The sequence below is a fragment of the Yersinia aldovae 670-83 genome, from assembly GCF_000834395.1.
In the GTDB taxonomy this organism is placed as follows: domain Bacteria; phylum Pseudomonadota; class Gammaproteobacteria; order Enterobacterales; family Enterobacteriaceae; genus Yersinia; species Yersinia aldovae.
This window is the reverse complement of sequence record NZ_CP009781.1, coordinates 3,539,545-3,558,562: the sequence shown is the minus strand read 5'-3', so window position 1 is coordinate 3,558,562 and position 19,018 is coordinate 3,539,545. Positions and strand designations below refer to the sequence as shown.

Genomic DNA, 19,018 nt, shown 5'->3' with positions numbered 1-19,018 from the left:
GTTCAAACGCACCCTCTCCCATTAACTACGCGGCTCAATCAGCCTAAAATGTCAACGCGCAGTAGCCGATCACTCGTCAAACATCACGACTTTGCCAACATACGGCAAATGCCGATAACGTTGTGCATAATCAATGCCATAACCCACCACAAATTCATCAGGAATGGTGAAACCGACCCACTCAACCGGAACTTGCACTTCGCGGCGCTGCGGTTTATCCAGCAATGTGCAGATTGCCAATGATTTCGGGCCACGCAGTTGCAGAATTTCACGCACTTTACTTAATGTGTTACCTGAGTCGATGATATCTTCAACAATCAGCACATCTTTGCCGCGGATATCTTCATCCAAGTCTTTGAGGATTTTCACATCGCGGGTGGTGCTCATGCCATTGCCATAGCTAGAAGCGGTCATAAAATCGACTTCATGGGAAACATCAATGGCACGGCATAAATCAGCCATAAACATAAATGAACCACGGAGTAACCCGACCAGCACCATTTCACTGCCACTGTCGCGGTAGTGTTCGGAGATTTGGCGGCCTAGTTCGGCAATTCGGGTTTTGACTTCCTGCTCGGAAATCATGACTTCTACAGTGTGTTTCACAGCCAACATACCTATTTAAATTTATTGATTTTATATCAATGAGTCGCCGGTGCAGATAGCTTCACTGATACAGATTGATGCCCCTAGTTTAACACAATTCACAGGGCATCCTGCCACTCTCCCCGCGGAGTGGCGGGGCGAAAGTATAACAAAGATAAACAGCTGGCGTATTGAGAGATATACTAGCGCCATAAAGCGCCATAAATTTGGCTCAGGTATTTTCTCTGGATAGCCCCTCGACAAGGAATGTTTGAATGAATTATCAATCAACCAGCATCTGGCTTTATTCCGTCACTTTTACGGTAATCGCCGCCATCAGCTTGTTTGTCGCCTTTTTTGGCCTGAGCGCCCCGATCTTTTACTACCTTATTGTCGGTTTGGTCTTCAGTGTTTGGGTTTCATTACATTTGCACCGAATGGCAGAGAAAGGGGTGGTTTATCTGATGACAGAAAAGACACAATGGATGGTTTATGTTCGGGGGATCCCGGTGCAAGAAACGCGTACCTCCTTAAAAAACCCCTGCTTTCTCAGCATCGTGCATCTCACATCCTTCTTCCGCCGTTTTCTGGTCATCAAACTGTTGCTGCAAGCTGTAACCCTTTATTTAGCTCTAACACAAACCGTTGAACTGGCCCCCTCTGATACCCCGTATATGCTCTGGGTGATAGTGGGGTTAGCGATAGTGATTATCTGTTTTCTTATCAGCAAGATGTGGCTGACCGCCAAAAGTCTACTCGCTCTCCAACGTTCAGAATGGCTGATAGAAGAAATTCAGAGAGATAGCTTTAGCTATTATCAGGGATTTATCATTAAGAAAGATAAAAGCGGTCATCAGATACTCCAACCCGCCTTAACTGAACTGCTAGAAGTATAAAAGAGAGAATATCCCCGGCCAACTCACCGGGGAGTGACTTAAGCACTGACAGTAAAGCCCTGCATCATGCCGGTATCTTCATGTTCCAGCAGGTGGCAGTGGGCCATATACGGCATCGCGGCGGGAGCAAGCTGACTAAATCGCACTAATATTTCACTGCGTGCGCCCTCCACCCAAACGATATCTTTCCAACCACGACGGTGCTCCGCCGGTGGCTTGCCGTTTTCTGTCAAAATACGGAACTGCGTGCCATGAACATGGAAAGGGTGCAGCATCATGTCACCCTCGCCAGAAATGGTCCACTTCTCGTATTTACCCTGTTTGGCGTCAAACGCCGGTTCGGTCATTGAAAACGCTTTGCCGTTAATCATGTTGGCATGGCTGAAATCAAAGGCAGGAGCGGCCTTCATCGCGCCATGATCCATGCCTTTCATATTGCCGTGGTCCATACCGGCCATATTGCCACTCTCCATCCCCTTCATCGCGCCGTGATCCATGCTCATACCCGCCATTGCTTGCATTCCATAGCGGCTCATCAGCGCCTGCATTCCTAACATGTCCAGCTTAGGGTCCATCATCAGTTGGAACCAGCGTTCTTGCAGGCCCGTGGCGTCAACCAGCGCTGGCACGATAACTAGCGAGTCAGGTAACACTTTGCTGCCGGCGGCCAATGACGGTTGAATGCGCAGTACCGACAACGGTTTATCAAACGGTGCCAGTGTCATTCCCATCTGTTTTACCGGCAAAGTCACCAGATCAAGTGGCTTACCATCAGAGGTATCCACCAGCACCTCGAAGCGTTCGCCCATCAGTATCGGCAATTCACGTACCATTACCGGTTCAGCCAGTAACCCGCCATCACTGCCAATCACATACATCGGGCGGCCATCGCTGAGAGCCAGATTCAGTGAGCGCGCATTACACCCATTCAGCAGCCTTAATCGCACCCAACCACGCGGTGTAATTTGTTGCGGATAGCGCGCACCATTGGTCAACATTCTGTCGCCAAACCAGCCCACCGCCGCCGTCATCACATCCAGTCGATAGTCAATCTGGCCCTCTTTACCCAGCAATTTATCCTGTAAAATCACCGGAATATCGTCAACGCCCCACTGTTTTGGTAGCGGAAGCTTCCCGCTGTCACTGTCATCGATCAGCACCAGCCCCCCCAGCCCCATCGCCACCTGATGGCCCGTTTTACCGTGAGTATGGGGGTGGAACCAACAAGTTGCCGCCGGTTGATCAAGTGTGAAAGCAATCTGACGTTTTGCTCCCGGCTGAATCAGCGCCTGTGGCCCACCATCAACATCACCGGGGATTTCCAGGCCATGCCAGTGTACGGTCGTGGCTTCCGGTAAGGAATTTGTTACGTCAATAGTGACCGGTTTACCCCGCTGTAAACGAATAGCTGGCCCCAGTAAATTACCGTTATAGCCCCAGGTTTGAGTGGCGGCTGAGGGTAACCACGCCATCGTGCCCGTCTGAATATTCAGATTAATATGACCATTAGTATCCGGCTGCAACAACGGCGGGATCGGTAAGGGGGTAAAATCGGCAGCCAATGCCGCACGACTCCATAAAGGCAGTGAAGTGGCGGCTCCAAGAGCGGCCGTTAACTTGATAAAATCACGGCGATGCATGGTCGTCTCCATTCTAGAGTGTAAGTAAGCACCGGCTTGGCGCATAAAACCGCAGTATAGAGGTGAGCTTAAACCCTCCCCTTACGGGAAGGTCAAGAAGCAATCATCATGCGGTGAATCGCTCCCCATGTAATAAAATTTAGTCAGTGGCATCGCAGTGTGATAACGTCTGTTGACGATTAATAAGCCTATTTCCGCCATGAAAAGAACAACGTTAGTTATACTGCTGCTCGCTCTGTGCGGATTCTCATCTGCCAGTTCTGCCTTAAGTGAATCTGAAGCGGAAGATCTTGCTGATCTGACCGCCGTTTTTGTTTATCTGAAAAATGATTGCGGTTATAACGATTTACCTAATAACGAGATCAAACGGGCCATTGTCTATTTTGCTCAACAGAATCGTTGGGATCTACGCAACTATAATAGCTTCAATATGAAAGCATTGGGTGAAGAGAGCTACCGTGACCTACGAGGTATCGCTATTCCAGTCCCGAGTAAATGCAAATCTCTGGCGCGTGACTCTTTAAGTTTATTGGCATACGCAAACTAACGATCCTGCTTTACCCCACCTGCCTGAAATCCCGCCGTGCAACCTCAGGCAGAGTTGGCTATGATGTTGCCCCATTTTTCATGGCTGTTACTGCGAAGGAGAAGCCCCGAACATGTCACAGAAAGAACTATGGTATGAGACATTACATGCCAACTTCGGTCAGTATTTTTCAGTAGAAAATGTACTTTACCGCGAAAAAACCGCGCATCAGGATTTAGTGATTTTTGAAAATCCAGTACTGGGGCGGGTAATGGCGCTGGATGGCGTGGTGCAAACCACCGAGCGCGATGAGTTTATCTATCACGAAATGATGACTCACGTCCCTCTGCTGGCCCACGGTCAGGCGAAGAAAGTACTTATCATCGGCGGTGGCGATGGTGCGATGCTACGCGAAGTCAGCCGCCACAAGAATATTGAACAAATTACTATGGTGGAGATTGACGCCGGAGTAGTTGAGTTCTGCCGCCAATATCTGCCCAATCATAGCGCTGGTGCTTATGACGATCCCCGCTTCAAATTAGTGATAGATGATGGCGTTAACTTTGTTAATCAAACCGCTGAAAAATTCGATGTCATCATCTCTGACTGTACTGATCCTATCGGCCCTGGTGAAAGCCTGTTTACCTCTGCGTTCTACGCGGGTTGCGCCCGCAGTCTGAACGACGGCGGTATTTTCGTGGCACAAAACGGTGTCTGCTTCCTGCAACAAGATGAAGCGGTCGATAGTCATAACAAACTTAGCCACTATTTCAGCGATGTGAGTTTTTATCAGGCCGCAATCCCGACCTATTACGGCGGTATCATGACCTTTGCCTGGGCGACACAAAACCCGGCATTGCGCCAATTGGATCTGACCACGCTGCAAAACCGCTTTGTCGAAGCCGGTCTGACTTGCCGTTACTATAATCCCGCCATTCATGTCGGCAGCTTTGCCTTGCCACAGTATCTGCTGAATGCATTAACGGCGACATGTTGAGCATTAATAAGGAGGTGAACCCAATTGTCCAAGCTTAAGTTGCACGGCTTCAACAACCTGACCAAAAGCCTGAGTTTTTGCATTTACGATATTTGCTATGCCAAAACACCTGATGACCGCGATGGCTATATCGCCTACATCGATGAACAATACAACGCCAATCGCCTGACTGAAATCTTAACTGAGACGTGCTCGATCATTGGCGCAAATATTCTCAATATCGCGCGTCAGGATTACGATCCTCAGGGTGCCAGTGTCACCATTTTGGTCAGCGAAGAACCGGTCGATCCGCGTGATGTCGATACCTCCGAACACCCAGGCCCGCTGCCAAATGCGGTGGTTGCCCATCTGGATAAGAGCCATATCTGTGTCCATACCTATCCGGAAAGTCACCCAGAAGGCGGTTTATGTACTTTCCGCGCAGATATTGAAGTTTCAACCTGTGGGGTGATTTCACCGCTAAAAGCACTGAACTACCTGATCCATCAGTTGGAATCCGATATCGTCACTATGGATTACCGCGTGCGCGGTTTCACTCGTGATATCAATGGGATAAAGCACTTTATCGACCATAAAATTAATTCTATTCAGAACTTTATGTCTGACGATATGAAGTCGCTTTATCACATGATGGATGTGAACGTTTATCAGGAAAATATCTTCCATACCAAGATGATGCTAAAAGATTTCGATCTAAAGCATTATCTGTTTAATGCCAAGCCAGAAGAGCTGAGCGCAGAAGAAAGAGAAAGCATCACCCGCCTGCTATATAAAGAAATGCAGGAAATCTACTATGGCCGCAATATTCCGGAAGTGTGATGTAGTTTGAGTAATATCATTAAGTTAAATGCTATTAATCACTAATACACCCAATTTGGCCCCAATTAACCGGGCAGACAGTATTTTGCCCGGTTAGCACTTCAAGGATGACGCCCCTGTTATGAACCGCCTCCCTACTCTGTATGGCATTATTGCGATCCTGCTCTGGAGCATGAGTGTCGCCTTGACGCGCGGGCTATCTGAAACGTTGGGGCCATTTGGCGCGGGAGCAGCCATTTACAGTGTCAGTGGCATTTTAGTGTGGCTGGTGGCGGGTAAACCGACTCTGCGTGGGCAGCATCCGGCTTATCTGTACGGTTGTGGTTTGCTGTTTGTGGTGTATATGGTGGCTTTTGCCTTAGCCATCGGTATGGCCAATGATCGTCAGCAGACACTGGAGATAGGCCTGATCAATTATCTGTGGCCGAGCCTGACACTGCTGTTGGCGGTGCCGCTACTCAAACTACGCGCACGGTGGTGGCTGTGGCTCGGCGCGGCTCTGGCCCTGTTTGGTGTGATTTGGGTAGTCAGTGGCGGTGATGGACTGGATATCACTGTTTTGCGCACCAATATTAGCAGTAACCCATTGGCTTACAGTTTGGCGCTGATTGCGGCGTTGACCTGGGCGGCTTACTCCAACCTGGTGCGGATATACAGCCGAGGACCGGGGGCATTACCACTGTTTTTGCTCGCCTGTGCGCTATGCCTGTGGGTGATGTTCTTTATGCTGACACCCGGTAAGTTGCATTTCACCCAACGCGCCACTTTTGAACTGCTACTGATGGGGGCTAATACCGCGCTGGCCTATCTGTGCTGGGATATCGCCATGAAAAAAGGCAACGCCACACTGGTCGCTGCCCTGTCTTACTTCACACCGTTGTTATCGATATTGATTGCCAGTTTATGGCTCAATACTCCTCCCTCAGCCGCATTCTGGCCGGGTGTTGCTATGGTCGTGCTCGGCTCGTTGTTATGTTGGTCTGCCAGCCGCACTCCCCTTCGGACCTGAAGCCGCAGGGTTGTTAGCTACACTTGCTGCCTACCTGCAACTTCACGTTCTTTGGGTCGGTATTTTATTTAGTTATGATGAAGTTACGGTAGCCTTGCAACACCAGCAGAAAGTCCTCTAAACCACACAAGCAGAGGCTTTCTTCGTCATAGTAATTCATGCCTTCTTCCATCTCGTCGCCTTCAATATCTAATTGATTGGCGCGCACCATCACTTCTTCACCGTCCAGCCACAAGGTATATTCATGGCCATCCAGTTGCCACTGGCGTTCACTGCCTTTGACTTCAGCCGCTGCGGCTTCAATTTGATCGAGTTTGGCTAAATCGCCTTTAATTTCTTCATTGAGCCAGTGGCCGATCACTTCATGTCCCATGGAGAATCTGACCAGCACTTGCCCGGTTAAATCACGCAAGAATTCATAGTCCATAGCACGTCCTCCTAATGCTCTTTTAATTATTGTAACCGTATTTAGTTATCTCGCTTAGCGCAAGCTCGCAAAGCCAGTAAATAGCGGCAATATTTCACTTTTAAAATAGAAACGGGAGGCCATAGGCCTCCCGTGAGTGCTGGAATATAGCGGTTTAGACGGCGGTTTGGAAGATCACACCATCCGCTTTATCCGTATATTGGCTCAACTGATCAAAATTCAGATAGCGGTAAGTATCTGCTGCGGTCTTATCAACCTGAGCCATATAAGTTTGATATTCATCAGGAGTTGGCAGACGCCCAAGCAGTGATGCAATCGCTGCCAGTTCAGCCGACGCCAGATACACATTCGCCCCATTCCCCAAGCGGTTCGGGAAGTTACGGGTTGACGTAGAAACTACCGTCGCCCCATCGGCTACACGCGCCTGATTACCCATACACAATGAGCAGCCCGGGATCTCGATACGAGCACCACTTTTGCCAAAGACGCTGTAGTAGCCCTCTTCGGTCAGTTGCGCGGCATCCATTTTGGTCGGCGGCGCGACCCACAGGCGGGTTGGCAACTGGCCTTTGTGCTGATCCAGTAGCTTACCAGCCGCACGGAAGTGGCCGATGTTGGTCATGCAGGAACCGATAAACACTTCATCGATTTTGCTATTAGCCACATCAGACAGCAAACGCGCATCATCCGGATCGTTTGGCGCACACAGAATCGGCTGGGTTATTTGCGCCAGATCGATTTCGATCACCGCAGCGTATTCCGCATCCGCATCACCTTCCAGCAGATTCGGGTTAGCCAACCAGCTTTCCATACCATTGACACGGCGTTCCAGTGTACGACGATCGCCGTAACCTTCAGCTATCATCCACTTCAACAACACAATGTTGGATTGCAGATATTCAATGATCGGCGCTTTATCCAGTTTGATGGTACAACCAGCAGCAGAACGCTCGGCGGAAGCATCAGCCAGTTCAAATGCCTGTTCAACTTTCAGCTCTGGCAAGCCTTCAATTTCCAGAATTCGACCAGAGAAGATATTCTTCTTGCCTTGTTTCTCAACGGTCAGCAGGCCTTCCTGAATTGCGTAGTAAGGGATAGCGTGCACCAGATCGCGTAACGTGATCCCCGGCTGCATCTTGCCTTTAAAGCGCACCAACACCGACTCCGGCATGTCCAGCGGCATGACACCGGTTGCTGCGGCAAAGGCCACCAGACCCGAACCCGCCGGGAAGGAGATGCCGATAGGGAAACGAGTGTGGGAGTCACCGCCAGTACCGACAGTATCTGGCAGCAACATGCGGTTAAGCCATGAGTGAATGATGCCATCACCCGGGCGCAACGAAACACCGCCACGGTTCATAATGAAGTCAGGCAATGTGTGGTGAGTGGTCACGTCTACTGGCTTCGGATAGGCCGCAGTATGACAGAATGACTGCATCACCAAATCAGCGGAGAAGCCTAGACACGCCAAGTCTTTCAGCTCATCACGGGTCATTGGGCCGGTGGTATCTTGTGAGCCGACCGAGGTCATTTTAGGTTCGCAGTATTCACCTGGCCGCACGCCGGCAACGCCACAGGCACGACCCACCATTTTCTGTGCCAGCGAGAAACCTTTGTTACTCTTGGCAACCGGCTTCGCCACACGGAAGACTTCGCTGACGGGCAGGCCCAGCGCTTCGCGCGCTTTGGTGGTCAAACCACGGCCGACGATCAATGGGATACGGCCACCGGCGCGCACTTCATCCAGCAACACGTCAGTTTTCAGTTCGAAAGTGGCTAAAATCGCGCCAGTATCATGATGACGCACTTCGCCCAGATACGGGAAGATATCAATCACATCGCCCATATTCAGGTTGCTGACATCCACTTCAATCGGCAGTGCACCCGCATCTTCCATGGTGTTAAAGAAGATGGGCGCAATTTTGCTGCCCAGCACCACACCACCAGCGCGCTTGTTCGGCACGTAAGGGATGTCGTCGCCCATAAACCACAGCACCGAGTTGGTGGCTGATTTACGAGAAGAACCGGTTCCGACCACATCGCCAACGTAGGCCAGCGGGAAGCCTTTTTTATTCAGCTCTTCAATCTGTTTGATTGGGCCAACACTGCCCGGCTGATCCGGATGAATGCCTTCGCGGGCATTTTTCAACATTGCCAGTGAATGCAGTGGGATATCAGGACGTGACCAGGCATCTTGAGCCGGCGACAAGTCATCGGTATTGGTTTCACCGGTGACTTTGAATACGGTTACCGTGATTTTCTCAGCCAAAGGTGGGCGGGAGAGATACCATTCGGCATCCGCCCAGGACTGCATGATCTTTTTAGCGTGCGGATTACCCGCTTTAGCTTTTTCTTCCACGTCGTAGAAGTTATCAAACATCAGCAGGGTATGAGATAAGGCTTTGCCCGCAATCGGAGCCAGCTTTTCATTATCTAACGCATCAATCAACGGATGAATGTTATAGCCGCCCTGCATAGTACCAAGCAGTTCGATTGCTTTCTCAGGGGTAATCAGTGGGGAGTAGGCTTCACCTTTGGCGATGGCCGCCAGAAAACCGGCTTTAACATAAGCTGCTTCATCAACACCGGGAGGGACACGGTTAATCAGCAGATCTAACAGGAATTCTTCTTCGCCCGCAGGCGGATTTTTTAATGATTCAACCAGCGCTGCCATTTGTGATGCATCTAATGGCTTGGGGACGATACCCTCAGCGGCACGCTCGGCCACGTGCTTACGGTATTCTTCTAGCACGACTCTCTCCTCGCTTTTATTGTCATTTATACCCATCATCTTTCAAACCGCAGATGTGTTGGCTGCTCTCACTCACCCGAATCACTTACCGATGTAAGCTCATCGGGACTCTCTCGTTTGCCGCCTTCCTGCACCTTGAAATCTATTTGGGTATATTTTCTCGGCTTATCTGTAGTCACCAGCCATCATCAATGATGCACCAGGTGTAAGGTAAGATGCCCAGTTTCGCTCAGCCAGCATACCAGTATTTGAACTCAGTGTTAATTCGTTCACATAAAAGCAACATTATATTTTTGCTGAATCGTTGAGCGCAGTGTAATCACCTGAACTATTGATAACCGCTCTCAGTTAGCCCCTTGCAAGCGGGCGAACATCCGCAAAACCTCCCCGCATAATAACCATACATTAGGAATGGATACCATCTCTCGGTGAAAATCTCGTGCGGTTGATGGGGCTTTTAGAACGCGGAATGAGGAGGGGAAAATATTGTGGCGATAAATGCAGCAGAAACAGCCGATAATGACTGTTTCTGCTTTAACAAAATAATTTTAGAATTGAGTATTCAAGCTAACAAAATATGTCCGCCCCGGCTCATTGTAGGTTGCTGCACCGGCACCGGCGATATTCGCTACGTTCTGGGCATTCCCTTCACGGAATTGGCGCTTATCGAACAGATTTTCAATACCAGTGGTCACACTGACATTTTTGGTCACTGTGTAGCTCGCACTCAGACCAAAGATGGCATATGGGCTAACTTCGTTGCGCGCCGTACCGGTGACGGGCAGACCCTGATAGTCATATTTCTTCGGTTTCTGACGCCCATACCATGTCACGCTAGACAGTAAGGACAAATCATCTGTGGCCTGCCAATTCACTGAGCTGTTCAGGGTAAACTCTGGCGTAATCGATAAGTAATCGCCGGTAGTTTTGTTCTTCGACTCCAGCATATAAGTCAGGTTGCTGCTCCATTGCACCGTGTCAGTGAAGGGTACCGTCAGGTTACCTTCCAGCCCTTCAACCAGCGCTTTCGGCACATTTTCCCATTTGAAAATATCGGAATTAGCATAAGTTCCGCTGCCGCCATTGGCCGTTCCCAGGGAAACTAAACCTGGCTCAATCTTATTACGGTAATCGTTACGGAAATAAGTGATACCCGCAATAATGCCATCATCATGGAATTCGAAACCGATCTCTTTGTTGACGCTGGTTTCTGCTGATAAATCGTCATTACCCATCAAGTAACAGCTACCGCCGCCGCCATAGCAACCCTGACCACGGCTATACAGCAGATAATTGGGGTTGGTTTGATAGAGGTTTGGCGCTTTATAGGCGCGGGCAATGCCCATTTTGATGGTGAAGTAATCGCCCAGTTCTTGTGACAGGTTTAACCCCGGACTCCAGTTGCTCCCTGCGGTGCTGTGATGGTCAAAACGCAGCGCGGGGGTCAGCATTGTGGTGTCTGTCAGCTCGATATTATCTTCAACAAACACTGAGGCTATCTGTGCTGAGGTGCGCGTATTTCGGCCTGTTCCCGTTAAACCACTGACACTGCCACCCTCAGTTGTCGTCTGGGTGTTGGAAGTCGGGTCATTCATTTTCTGGTCATTCCATTCCGCACCGACAGTCAGCACTTGATTAACCCCTAACTCAAATGGCAGGTTAACCTCGGAATGGGCCAGATAGTTGTCCAGCTTAATAGTGTTAAAGCCGTTGTTAGAAAATATTCCCTCAGTTCCGCCGGCTAATCCTTCATTGATACGCGAGTTACGAGTTTGTTCATACTGAACATAAGAGGTTGAACTAACACCGTTATCCCAAAAACCACGGTGCGTTAACGAGAAATTCTCACGATACATCACGTTGGTTTCAGCACCATATAAGCTGCGAACAATGGCATTGCTGTTAGTATTTTGTGTATCACCGGTATAAATATTCCCCTGACGGCTATAACCTGCCTCGAACTCCAGGGATTGGCCCTGCGCAAACTCCCAACGCAGTAACCCGTTGATATCTTTATTACGAACCCCTTCACGCCCAGCAGGCAATGTGCCAGCCTGATTACCGGTTCGGGCAGATTCATGGCCTTGGTTAATATCCCAATCATCAGCATCAGTTTTATTGTATCCACCGTATAAACGGAAACTGACGGTATCACTAAGTGGCCCCAACAGGCTGAAGTCAGTACGACGAGTCGCGCCTTCTTCGCTATGCTGCGGCAGATTCATGTAAGCATTCCAACTGCCATGCAGTTCTTTATCTGGCTGTTTGGTGATGATATTCACCACGCCACCAGCGGCACCATTACCGTAGCGCGCGGCAGCAGGCCCACGTAACACTTCGATTTTCTCAACCATATTTGCCGGTACCCAGTTGGTATCACCACGGGTATCACGCTCACCACGCCAGCCATAACGCACGGCATTGCGGCTCGACACCGGAATACCATCAATCATAATCAGGGTGTTTTCAGGCCCCATGCCACGAATATCAATCTGACGGTTATTCCCGCGCTGACCGCTGGCCGAGTTACCGGACAAGTTAACACCTGGCATGGTACGGATAATTTCAGACAAATCATTAGCTGGAGGACGTTTGCGGATATCTTCCGCCGTGATAGTCGATGCGCCAAGTGCCTGACGGACTTGCTGCTGGGCCGTGACCACCAAAGTATCGCCGGTGGCTGCTTTGTTGTCGCTAGCCGTTGTTTCTTGTTGTTGTGTTGCGGCTGTATCAGACCCTGCCTGAGTGGTATCTTGTGTCTGCGCCCAAAGCGGAGTCGAAATACAAAGACCAATCAAGCTCGCTAAGGTCGTCAGAGAGCGCCGCTGCCATTTTACTTTCATTACACTTTCCCCGATGCAAACGCCCACAGCCAATGTCAGCAGAGGAAAGTCTCTGCCAATCTATTCATAGGGCAACAAAAACGAACAAGATTGATAATTATTTTCATTATCAATTCATCGCGCTAATTGTTACATTTGCAATCGGGAAAAAGGTTTGTCTAAACAGCAAAACCCTTTGTTATAAAGTCAATGTTGTCAAAACATGAATATCTTTAGAGAGGCCATCATGTCGGCGGTGAAGAAAAACAAGTTGCGCAATATTTCCCCGTCATCCAAACCGATTTATCGCGACCAAATTGTGCAACAGTCAAATCTGGTGGCCAGCGACTATCAACTGAGTGGCGCGAAGTCATTGTCCACTGATCCGGTTTTGTATGGCGATTTTCAGGTATTACGTTTGAATCCGCATCTGCTCCTGCATACCGCGAATGTGACTAACCTCTACGATATCAAAACCCAGAATCAGCTCAATCCGGCGCTGAAACTAGCAATTGTGGTCAGCGGCAGCGCACATATCTCATTTGGCGGTAACGAGCTGCATTTGCAGGAAAAGGGCGATGCCTCACTGGTTTCCCTGACTGAAAACACCCTATTTACTCGCCACGGTAAGAACAATAGCCATGAGCGCACTCTGACCCTCACCTTTGACCGTGAATGGCTGTATGGTGATCTATTACCGCAAGCTGGCTCCTGGGATACGTTATACAACTTTACTCAGCAGCATCTGGCGATTCATTTATGGCGGCCATCAGTTCACGCCCAAGCCATCGCGCAGAAAATAGCGAGTGCTCCGCCCTTTTCAACCCCACTGGAACGTTTGCATTGTGAAACACAATGTATTGGCTTAATTATCGAAGCATTCAGTTCGCTGGAGCAGCAGGCGTTACAGCAAAATAAAGTCTCTTTACGCGGCATGAATCGAATCCAGCAAGTACGTGATTGGCTGGAAAGTGGCGAGGCAGACCATCTATCGATGAGTGAATTGGCGCGTTTGGTTAATATGAGTCAAAGCACTTTGCAGCGACGTTTTCGTGAAAGCTACCACATTACGGTATTTGAATATTTGCGCCATTGCCGTTTAAAACGCGCCATGCTGGCTATCCAGAAAGAAGGGATCACTATCGATCAAGCGGCAACTATTGCGGGTTATACCAGCCCGGCGAATTTCGCTACGGCGTTGCGCCGCACTTTCGATATTTCGCCCAGCCAATTACGTAATGGGTTCTATCCCTAAATAAAGAATATCACTCAGGCTCTATATTAATATTACTATAAATTCCATTATATTTTATCATCTATAGCTTATTCCCCTCGCTTTAAAAAATAAAATTCATTTACACAAGAAAAAAATATAACGTCATCACGCCAGAAACATTTAAAGCAAAAGTTATTGTATCTATACAAAAGGATACTGCATGAATAAAATAGCAATGATATCTCTGCCATTAATAATGCTATTTATTAATGATACCCACGCCAGACCAATAGAACCTAAACGTAGAGTGGGGCAAGATTGGAAAGAATTTCAGCACCAACACTGTCAATGGCGTAGGGGGCATACATGTAAAGAGGTGCCCGAAGATGAGGGGAAATTACCCGCAAGAACAGATGAAGAAATTGCTTTAGAGGTTGGCCTCGGTCTTCTATTCGGAGGACCTACACCACAACCTAGAGGATTTAAATTTTCCATAGGAAAGCTACCAATTAAACCGACCACAAAAGCGCCATCCCCCACCAGAATCTCCACAGCACCTAAACTCAGTGCTAATACAGAAAAAACGGCCTTATTATCTGTGAGCTCAAAACCGAAAGCCAAAGGGATATTAAAAAGGATTAATGGCAGCATTGGCTATCTTTTAGGTGATCCAGACGCACCGAGTTTTAGTGGAGAACCACCGATTAAACGTCTAAACATAGACACCTCAGAATCAAATGTAGACTCGGACTCGGATTCAGATTCTTACTATGAATATGATACATCAAGTATGAAAGAATCTGATATCGAGGATGATAATTATCAGCAATCTGAAAAAAGTAAATTCACTGTCATACATAGGAGAAGCCCTATTCAGGAAAGTGAAATAGAAGTCGTCATTAAAGAAATGGAAAGTATTTACAGCAAGGGATTTTGGCATGAAACCAATCTGGATATACATGATGAGATTGAAAAATATAATAGATTAAACACTGATAAAAAAATCAGTTTCCAAGATTACTTTGCCTTCAGAGACTATACTGAAGCTGGCTATATCAGAGTCAATAATGCCATACGAAGCAACAATATCACGCCAGAAATTAAAATAGAGATAGAACAATTGACCAATGCACTCAAACGCCATTCAGATATAAATATCTCCCTTAGAAATAGGTCGTTCAAACATTTAAGCGCAGAAAATACTGATGTTGTTTATCGCGGCGAGGTCAGAAACAAAGTTGATTTTGAAACACAGGTAATAGAGGAGGAAACCTACAGTAATGAAAATTTCTTTAGCACGACCGAGGAGAAGGAGTATGCCATGAGTTTTAATATGGATAATCTTGAGGATGGAGAGGTTAATATCTTATACACAATCCATTATCCCAAAGGGATGACATACAGTACAGATATTTCAGCCCTGCTAGAAAATAGTGAAGAGACGAGAATATTTCTTCCCCACAATATTTTCTTGATTACCGAGATAAAAACAATAGATAACGAAACAATTGAAGTAGAAATGCGTGCTTTCGGAGGATTGAAATCGAAATTTGTCCCACTTTCCAGTGTAAGCCATTAATCGGGTTATTTTCATCAAAACGGCCCCTATTCAGGAGCCGCTTATTATCTTACTGCGTCAGCGAAAACTTATTTCTTTTTCGCTTTCGGGTTAGGCAAGTCAGTAATGCTACCTTCGTAGATTTCTGCTGCCAGGCCGACAGATTCATGCAACGTTGGGTGAGCATGGATAGTCAATGCGATATCTTCCGCATCACAACCCATCTCGATTGCCAGACCGATTTCACCTAACAGTTCACCACCGTTAGTCCCGACAATTGCACCACCGATGATACGGTGTGTTTCTTTGTCGAAAATCAGTTTGGTCATACCGTCTGCACAATCAGACGCAATAGCACGGCCCGACGCCGCCCACGGGAAGGTGGAGGTTTCGTAGCTGATGCCTTTTTCTTTGGCTTCTTTCTCGGTCAAACCAACCCATGCGACTTCGGGTTCAGTGTACGCAATGGATGGGATCACTTTCGGATCGAAGTAATGTTTCATGCCGGAGATAACTTCAGCAGCAACATGGCCTTCGTGAACACCTTTATGTGCCAGCATTGGCTGACCCACGATGTCACCGATAGCAAAGATGTGTGGCACGTTAGTACGCAGTTGTTTATCAACGTGGATAAAGCCACGTTCGTCAACTTCAACGCCAGCCTGACCTGCATCCAGCAATTTACCGTTAGGTACGCGGCCGATAGCAACCAGCACTGCATCATAACGCTGTGGTTCTGCTGGCGCTTTTTTGCCTTCCATCGTGACATAGATACCGTCTTCTTTGGCTTCTACCGCAGTCACTTTGGTTTCCAGCATCAGGTTGAATTGCTTACTGATACGTTTGGTAAAGACTTTCACTACGTCTTTGTCAGCAGCCGGAATAACTTGATCCGCCATTTCGACTACATCAATCTTCGAGCCAAGCGCATGGTAAACCGTACCCATTTCCAGACCGATGATCCCGCCGCCCATAACCAGCAGGCGCTCAGGAACGGTTTTCAGTGCCAGCGCATCCGTTGAATCCCAAACGCGTGGATCTTCATGAGGAATAAATGGCAGTTGGATTGGACGAGAGCCAGCGGCGATAATCGCGTTATCGAAAGTAATGGTCGTCGGGCCATTTTCGCCCTCAACAACCAGGGTGTTCGCACCAGTGAACTTACCTAAACCGTTGACCACTTTGACTTTACGGCCTTTAGCCATACCTGCCAAACCACCAGTCAACTGATTGATAACTTTCTCTTTCCAGACACGAACTTTGTCAATGTCAGTTTTTGGCTCGCCAAACACGATACCGTGTTCAGCTAATGCTTTAGCTTCTTCGATAACTTTAGCGACGTGCAACAACGCCTTGGAAGGGATACAACCGACATTCAAGCAAACACCACCCAGGGTAGAGTAACGCTCAACCAGAATGGTTTCTAAACCTAAATCCGCGCAACGAAAAGCAGCAGAGTACCCTGCTGGGCCTGCCCCAAGTACCACGACCTGAGTTTTAATTTCAGTACTCATCATGACCTCTTAATTGTTTGTCCGGCGAAATATCCTTCATCTTTCAAACTGTAGGCGCGTTAGCTGCTCTCACTAACCCGAATCACTGACTTGAGTAAGCTCATCGGGGTTATCTCGTTTGCCGCCTTCCTACAACTTGAAATCTATCGGGTATTTTAGGCTAATTAGTTAGGCTAATTAATTTCATAATGCCGTTCATACACCGGGATACTGACACGCGGCAGTTTACAGAATTGTTAATAAACTGAAAAGCCGCATCGCGTGACGAGTGTCTCAACAACCTTGTCGACTTATGCAACAAGCCAACAAAGCCGGTTCATAACTGTCTTTTGTCTGTCTGTAATAGTAATAAGGCCGGCGCTAAGCCGGCCTTGACGATTACATCACCAGACGGCGAATGTCGGCCAGCATATTGTTGATGATAGTGATAAAGCGCGCACCATCAGCACCGTCAATCACTCGGTGGTCGAAGGAGAGTGACATCGGCATCATCAGACGCGGCAGGAACTCTTTACCGTTCCAGACTGGCTCTATCGCAGACTTGGAGACACCCAGGATAGCCACTTCCGGCGCGTTAACAATCGGCGCGAAGTGAGTTGTCCCGATACCGCCCAGGCTGGAGATAGTGAAGCAACCGCCCTGCATTTCGCCCGCGGTCAGCTTGCCATCACGCGCTTTCTTGGAGATAGCCATCAGTTCACGGGACAGTTCAGTGATGCTTTTCTTGTTCACATCCTTGAATACCGGAACGACCAGACCATTTGGCGTATCTACCGCGACCCCGATGTTGATGTACTTTTTCAGCGTCAGCTTCTGACCATCTTCGGACAGTGAGCTGTTCAAACGTGGCATCTGCTCGAGAGCAGCAGCAACCGCTTTCATGATGAACACCACTGGGGTGAACTTCACGTCCAGCTTACGCTTGGCAGCTTCGTCGTTTTGCTGCTTACGGAACGCTTCCAGATCGGTGATATCGGTTTTGTCGAAATGTGTCACATGGGGGATCATGACCCAGTTGCGGCTCAGGTTAGCACCAGAGATTTTCTGGATACGACCCAATTCCACTTCTTCGATTTCGCCGAACTTGCTGAAATCAACTTTCGGCCAAGGCAGCATACCTGGCAGACCACCACCGGTAGCCCCCGCTGGAGCCGCTTCAGCACGTTTGACCGCGTCTTTCACATAAGCCTGAACGTCTTCGCGCAGGATACGGCCTTTACGACCAGTACCTTTCACTTTCGCCAGATTCACGCCAAATTCACGCGCCAAACGACGGATAACCGGCGTTGCATGTACGTAAGCATCATTCTCAGCGAATTCGCCTTTGCTGGCAGCAGGTGCCGATGCAGCAGCGGCTTTAGCCGGCGCAGCGGCAGGAGCGGCTTGCTGGGCTGGTGCAGCAGCAGGAGCCGCGCCTTCCACTTCAAACACCATGATCAGAGAACCGGTTTTCACTTTATCGCCGGTGCTGATTTTGATCTCTTTCACGATACCGGCGAAAGGTGCTGGCACTTCCATTGAGGCCTTATCACCTTCAACGGTAATCAGTGATTGTTCAGCGGCCACTTTATCGCCCACTTTCACCATCACTTCTGTGACTTCAACCTCATCACCACCGATGTCGGGTACTTCAACATTTTTGGCAGCAGAGGCCGCCGGTGCAGTTGGTGCCGCTGCCGGAGCTGACTCAGTTGCTGGTGCCGCAGCACCTGCCACTTCAAATACCATAATCAGAGAGCCAGTGCTGACTTTATCGCCAGTGCTGATTTTGATCTCTTTCACGATACCGGCGAACGGTGCCGGTACTTCCATTGAGGCTTTATCGCCTTCAACGGTGATCAATGATTGTTCAGCGGCAACAGTGTCGCCCACTTTAACCATGATTTCAGTGACTTCAACTTCATCACCACCGATATCGGGTACTGCAACATCTTTCGCAGCGCTGGCCGCAGGAGCCGCAGCCTGAGCAGGGGCCGCTGCTTGCTCTTGCGCTTTAGCCGGTGCCGCAGCGGCACCTGTTGCTTCGAAGATCATCATCAGTTTGCCGGTCGCGACAGTGTCGCCGACCGCAATTTTGATTTCTTTAACGACACCTGCCTGTGGTGAAGGGACTTCCATAGAAGCTTTATCACCTTCAACAGTGATAAGTGATTGCTCAGCTTCAACGGTATCACCCACTTTCACCATAATTTCGGTGACTTCAACTTCATCTGCACCGATGTCCGGTACTTTGATTTCGATAGACATTATTCAGTAC

14 protein-coding genes are annotated in these 19,018 nt (G+C 48.7%); 7 read left to right on the top strand and 7 right to left on the bottom strand.

All coding sequences use genetic code 11. The features are described from left to right. Positions 1-69: 69 nt before the first annotated feature. Positions 70-615: a hypoxanthine phosphoribosyltransferase gene (gene hpt, locus AT01_RS15970; protein ID WP_186366999.1), complete on the bottom strand. Its 546-nt coding sequence runs from the start codon at positions 613-615 to the stop codon at positions 70-72. A gap of 245 nt (positions 616-860) precedes the next feature. Here hpt and AT01_RS15965 point away from each other — a divergent pair, with 245 nt between their 5' ends. Continuing rightward, positions 861-1,481, top strand: a complete 621-nt coding sequence (locus AT01_RS15965; RefSeq protein ID WP_004704237.1) for a hypothetical protein — start codon at positions 861-863, stop codon at positions 1,479-1,481. Positions 1,482-1,519: 38 nt separating this feature from the next. On the opposite strand, the gene cueO is transcribed toward AT01_RS15965, so the two are convergent. Further along, positions 1,520-3,121, bottom strand: coding sequence for a multicopper oxidase CueO (gene cueO / locus AT01_RS15960; protein WP_042547838.1), 1,602 nt, complete (start codon positions 3,119-3,121; stop codon positions 1,520-1,522). Between the two features lie 199 nt (positions 3,122-3,320). Here cueO and AT01_RS15955 point away from each other — a divergent pair, with 199 nt between their 5' ends. The 4 genes from AT01_RS15955 (at position 3,321) to yddG (ending at position 6,472) form a co-directional block, all read left to right on the top strand. Then, a complete protein-coding gene (locus tag AT01_RS15955; RefSeq protein WP_042547837.1) occupies positions 3,321-3,668 on the top strand; it encodes a YacC family pilotin-like protein in 348 nt (115 codons plus the stop codon). A gap of 112 nt (positions 3,669-3,780) precedes the next feature. Next, entirely contained in the window at positions 3,781-4,644 is an 864-nt protein-coding gene (gene speE / locus AT01_RS15950) for a polyamine aminopropyltransferase (protein ID WP_042547836.1), read from the top strand. Positions 4,645-4,668: 24 nt separating this feature from the next. Continuing rightward, the gene (gene speD / locus AT01_RS15945) at positions 4,669-5,463 is read left to right on the top strand and encodes an adenosylmethionine decarboxylase (protein ID WP_042547835.1); all 795 of its coding nucleotides are present in this window, start codon (positions 4,669-4,671) and stop codon (positions 5,461-5,463) included. A gap of 121 nt (positions 5,464-5,584) precedes the next feature. Beyond that, a complete protein-coding gene (gene yddG / locus AT01_RS15940; RefSeq protein ID WP_042547834.1) occupies positions 5,585-6,472 on the top strand; it encodes an aromatic amino acid DMT transporter YddG in 888 nt (295 codons plus the stop codon). A gap of 64 nt (positions 6,473-6,536) precedes the next feature. Here yddG and yacL read toward each other — a convergent pair whose 3' ends face one another. From yacL to AT01_RS15925, 3 genes are all read right to left on the bottom strand, one after another. Next, positions 6,537-6,899 carry a protein YacL gene (yacL, locus tag AT01_RS15935; protein ID WP_004704231.1) on the bottom strand — a complete coding sequence of 121 codons (363 nt, stop codon included), beginning with the start codon at positions 6,897-6,899 and terminating at the stop codon, positions 6,537-6,539. A gap of 154 nt (positions 6,900-7,053) precedes the next feature. Further along, positions 7,054-9,651 (bottom strand): bifunctional aconitate hydratase 2/2-methylisocitrate dehydratase, encoded by a 2,598-nt coding sequence (gene acnB / locus AT01_RS15930; protein WP_042547833.1) that lies wholly within the window; start codon positions 9,649-9,651, stop codon positions 7,054-7,056. Positions 9,652-10,199: 548 nt separating this feature from the next. Continuing rightward, entirely contained in the window at positions 10,200-12,494 is a 2,295-nt protein-coding gene (locus tag AT01_RS15925; RefSeq protein WP_042547832.1) for a TonB-dependent siderophore receptor, read from the bottom strand. 226 nt (positions 12,495-12,720) lie between these two features. Here AT01_RS15925 and AT01_RS15920 point away from each other — a divergent pair, with 226 nt between their 5' ends. Continuing rightward, positions 12,721-13,728: an AraC family transcriptional regulator gene (locus AT01_RS15920; protein WP_042547831.1), complete on the top strand. Its 1,008-nt coding sequence runs from the start codon at positions 12,721-12,723 to the stop codon at positions 13,726-13,728. A gap of 181 nt (positions 13,729-13,909) precedes the next feature. Beyond that, positions 13,910-15,268: an ADP-ribosyltransferase gene (locus AT01_RS15915; protein WP_042547830.1), complete on the top strand. Its 1,359-nt coding sequence runs from the start codon at positions 13,910-13,912 to the stop codon at positions 15,266-15,268. A 68-nt stretch (positions 15,269-15,336) separates the two neighbouring features. Here the strand turns inward: AT01_RS15915 and lpdA are convergent, their stop codons facing one another. Beyond that, on the bottom strand, positions 15,337-16,761 hold the full coding sequence (gene lpdA, locus AT01_RS15910) for a dihydrolipoyl dehydrogenase (protein WP_162484248.1): 1,425 nt from the start codon (positions 16,759-16,761) through the stop codon (positions 15,337-15,339). A 378-nt stretch (positions 16,762-17,139) separates the two neighbouring features. Continuing rightward, a complete protein-coding gene (gene aceF / locus AT01_RS15905; RefSeq protein ID WP_042547829.1) occupies positions 17,140-19,008 on the bottom strand; it encodes a pyruvate dehydrogenase complex dihydrolipoyllysine-residue acetyltransferase in 1,869 nt (622 codons plus the stop codon). Positions 19,009-19,018: the final 10 nt, after the last annotated feature.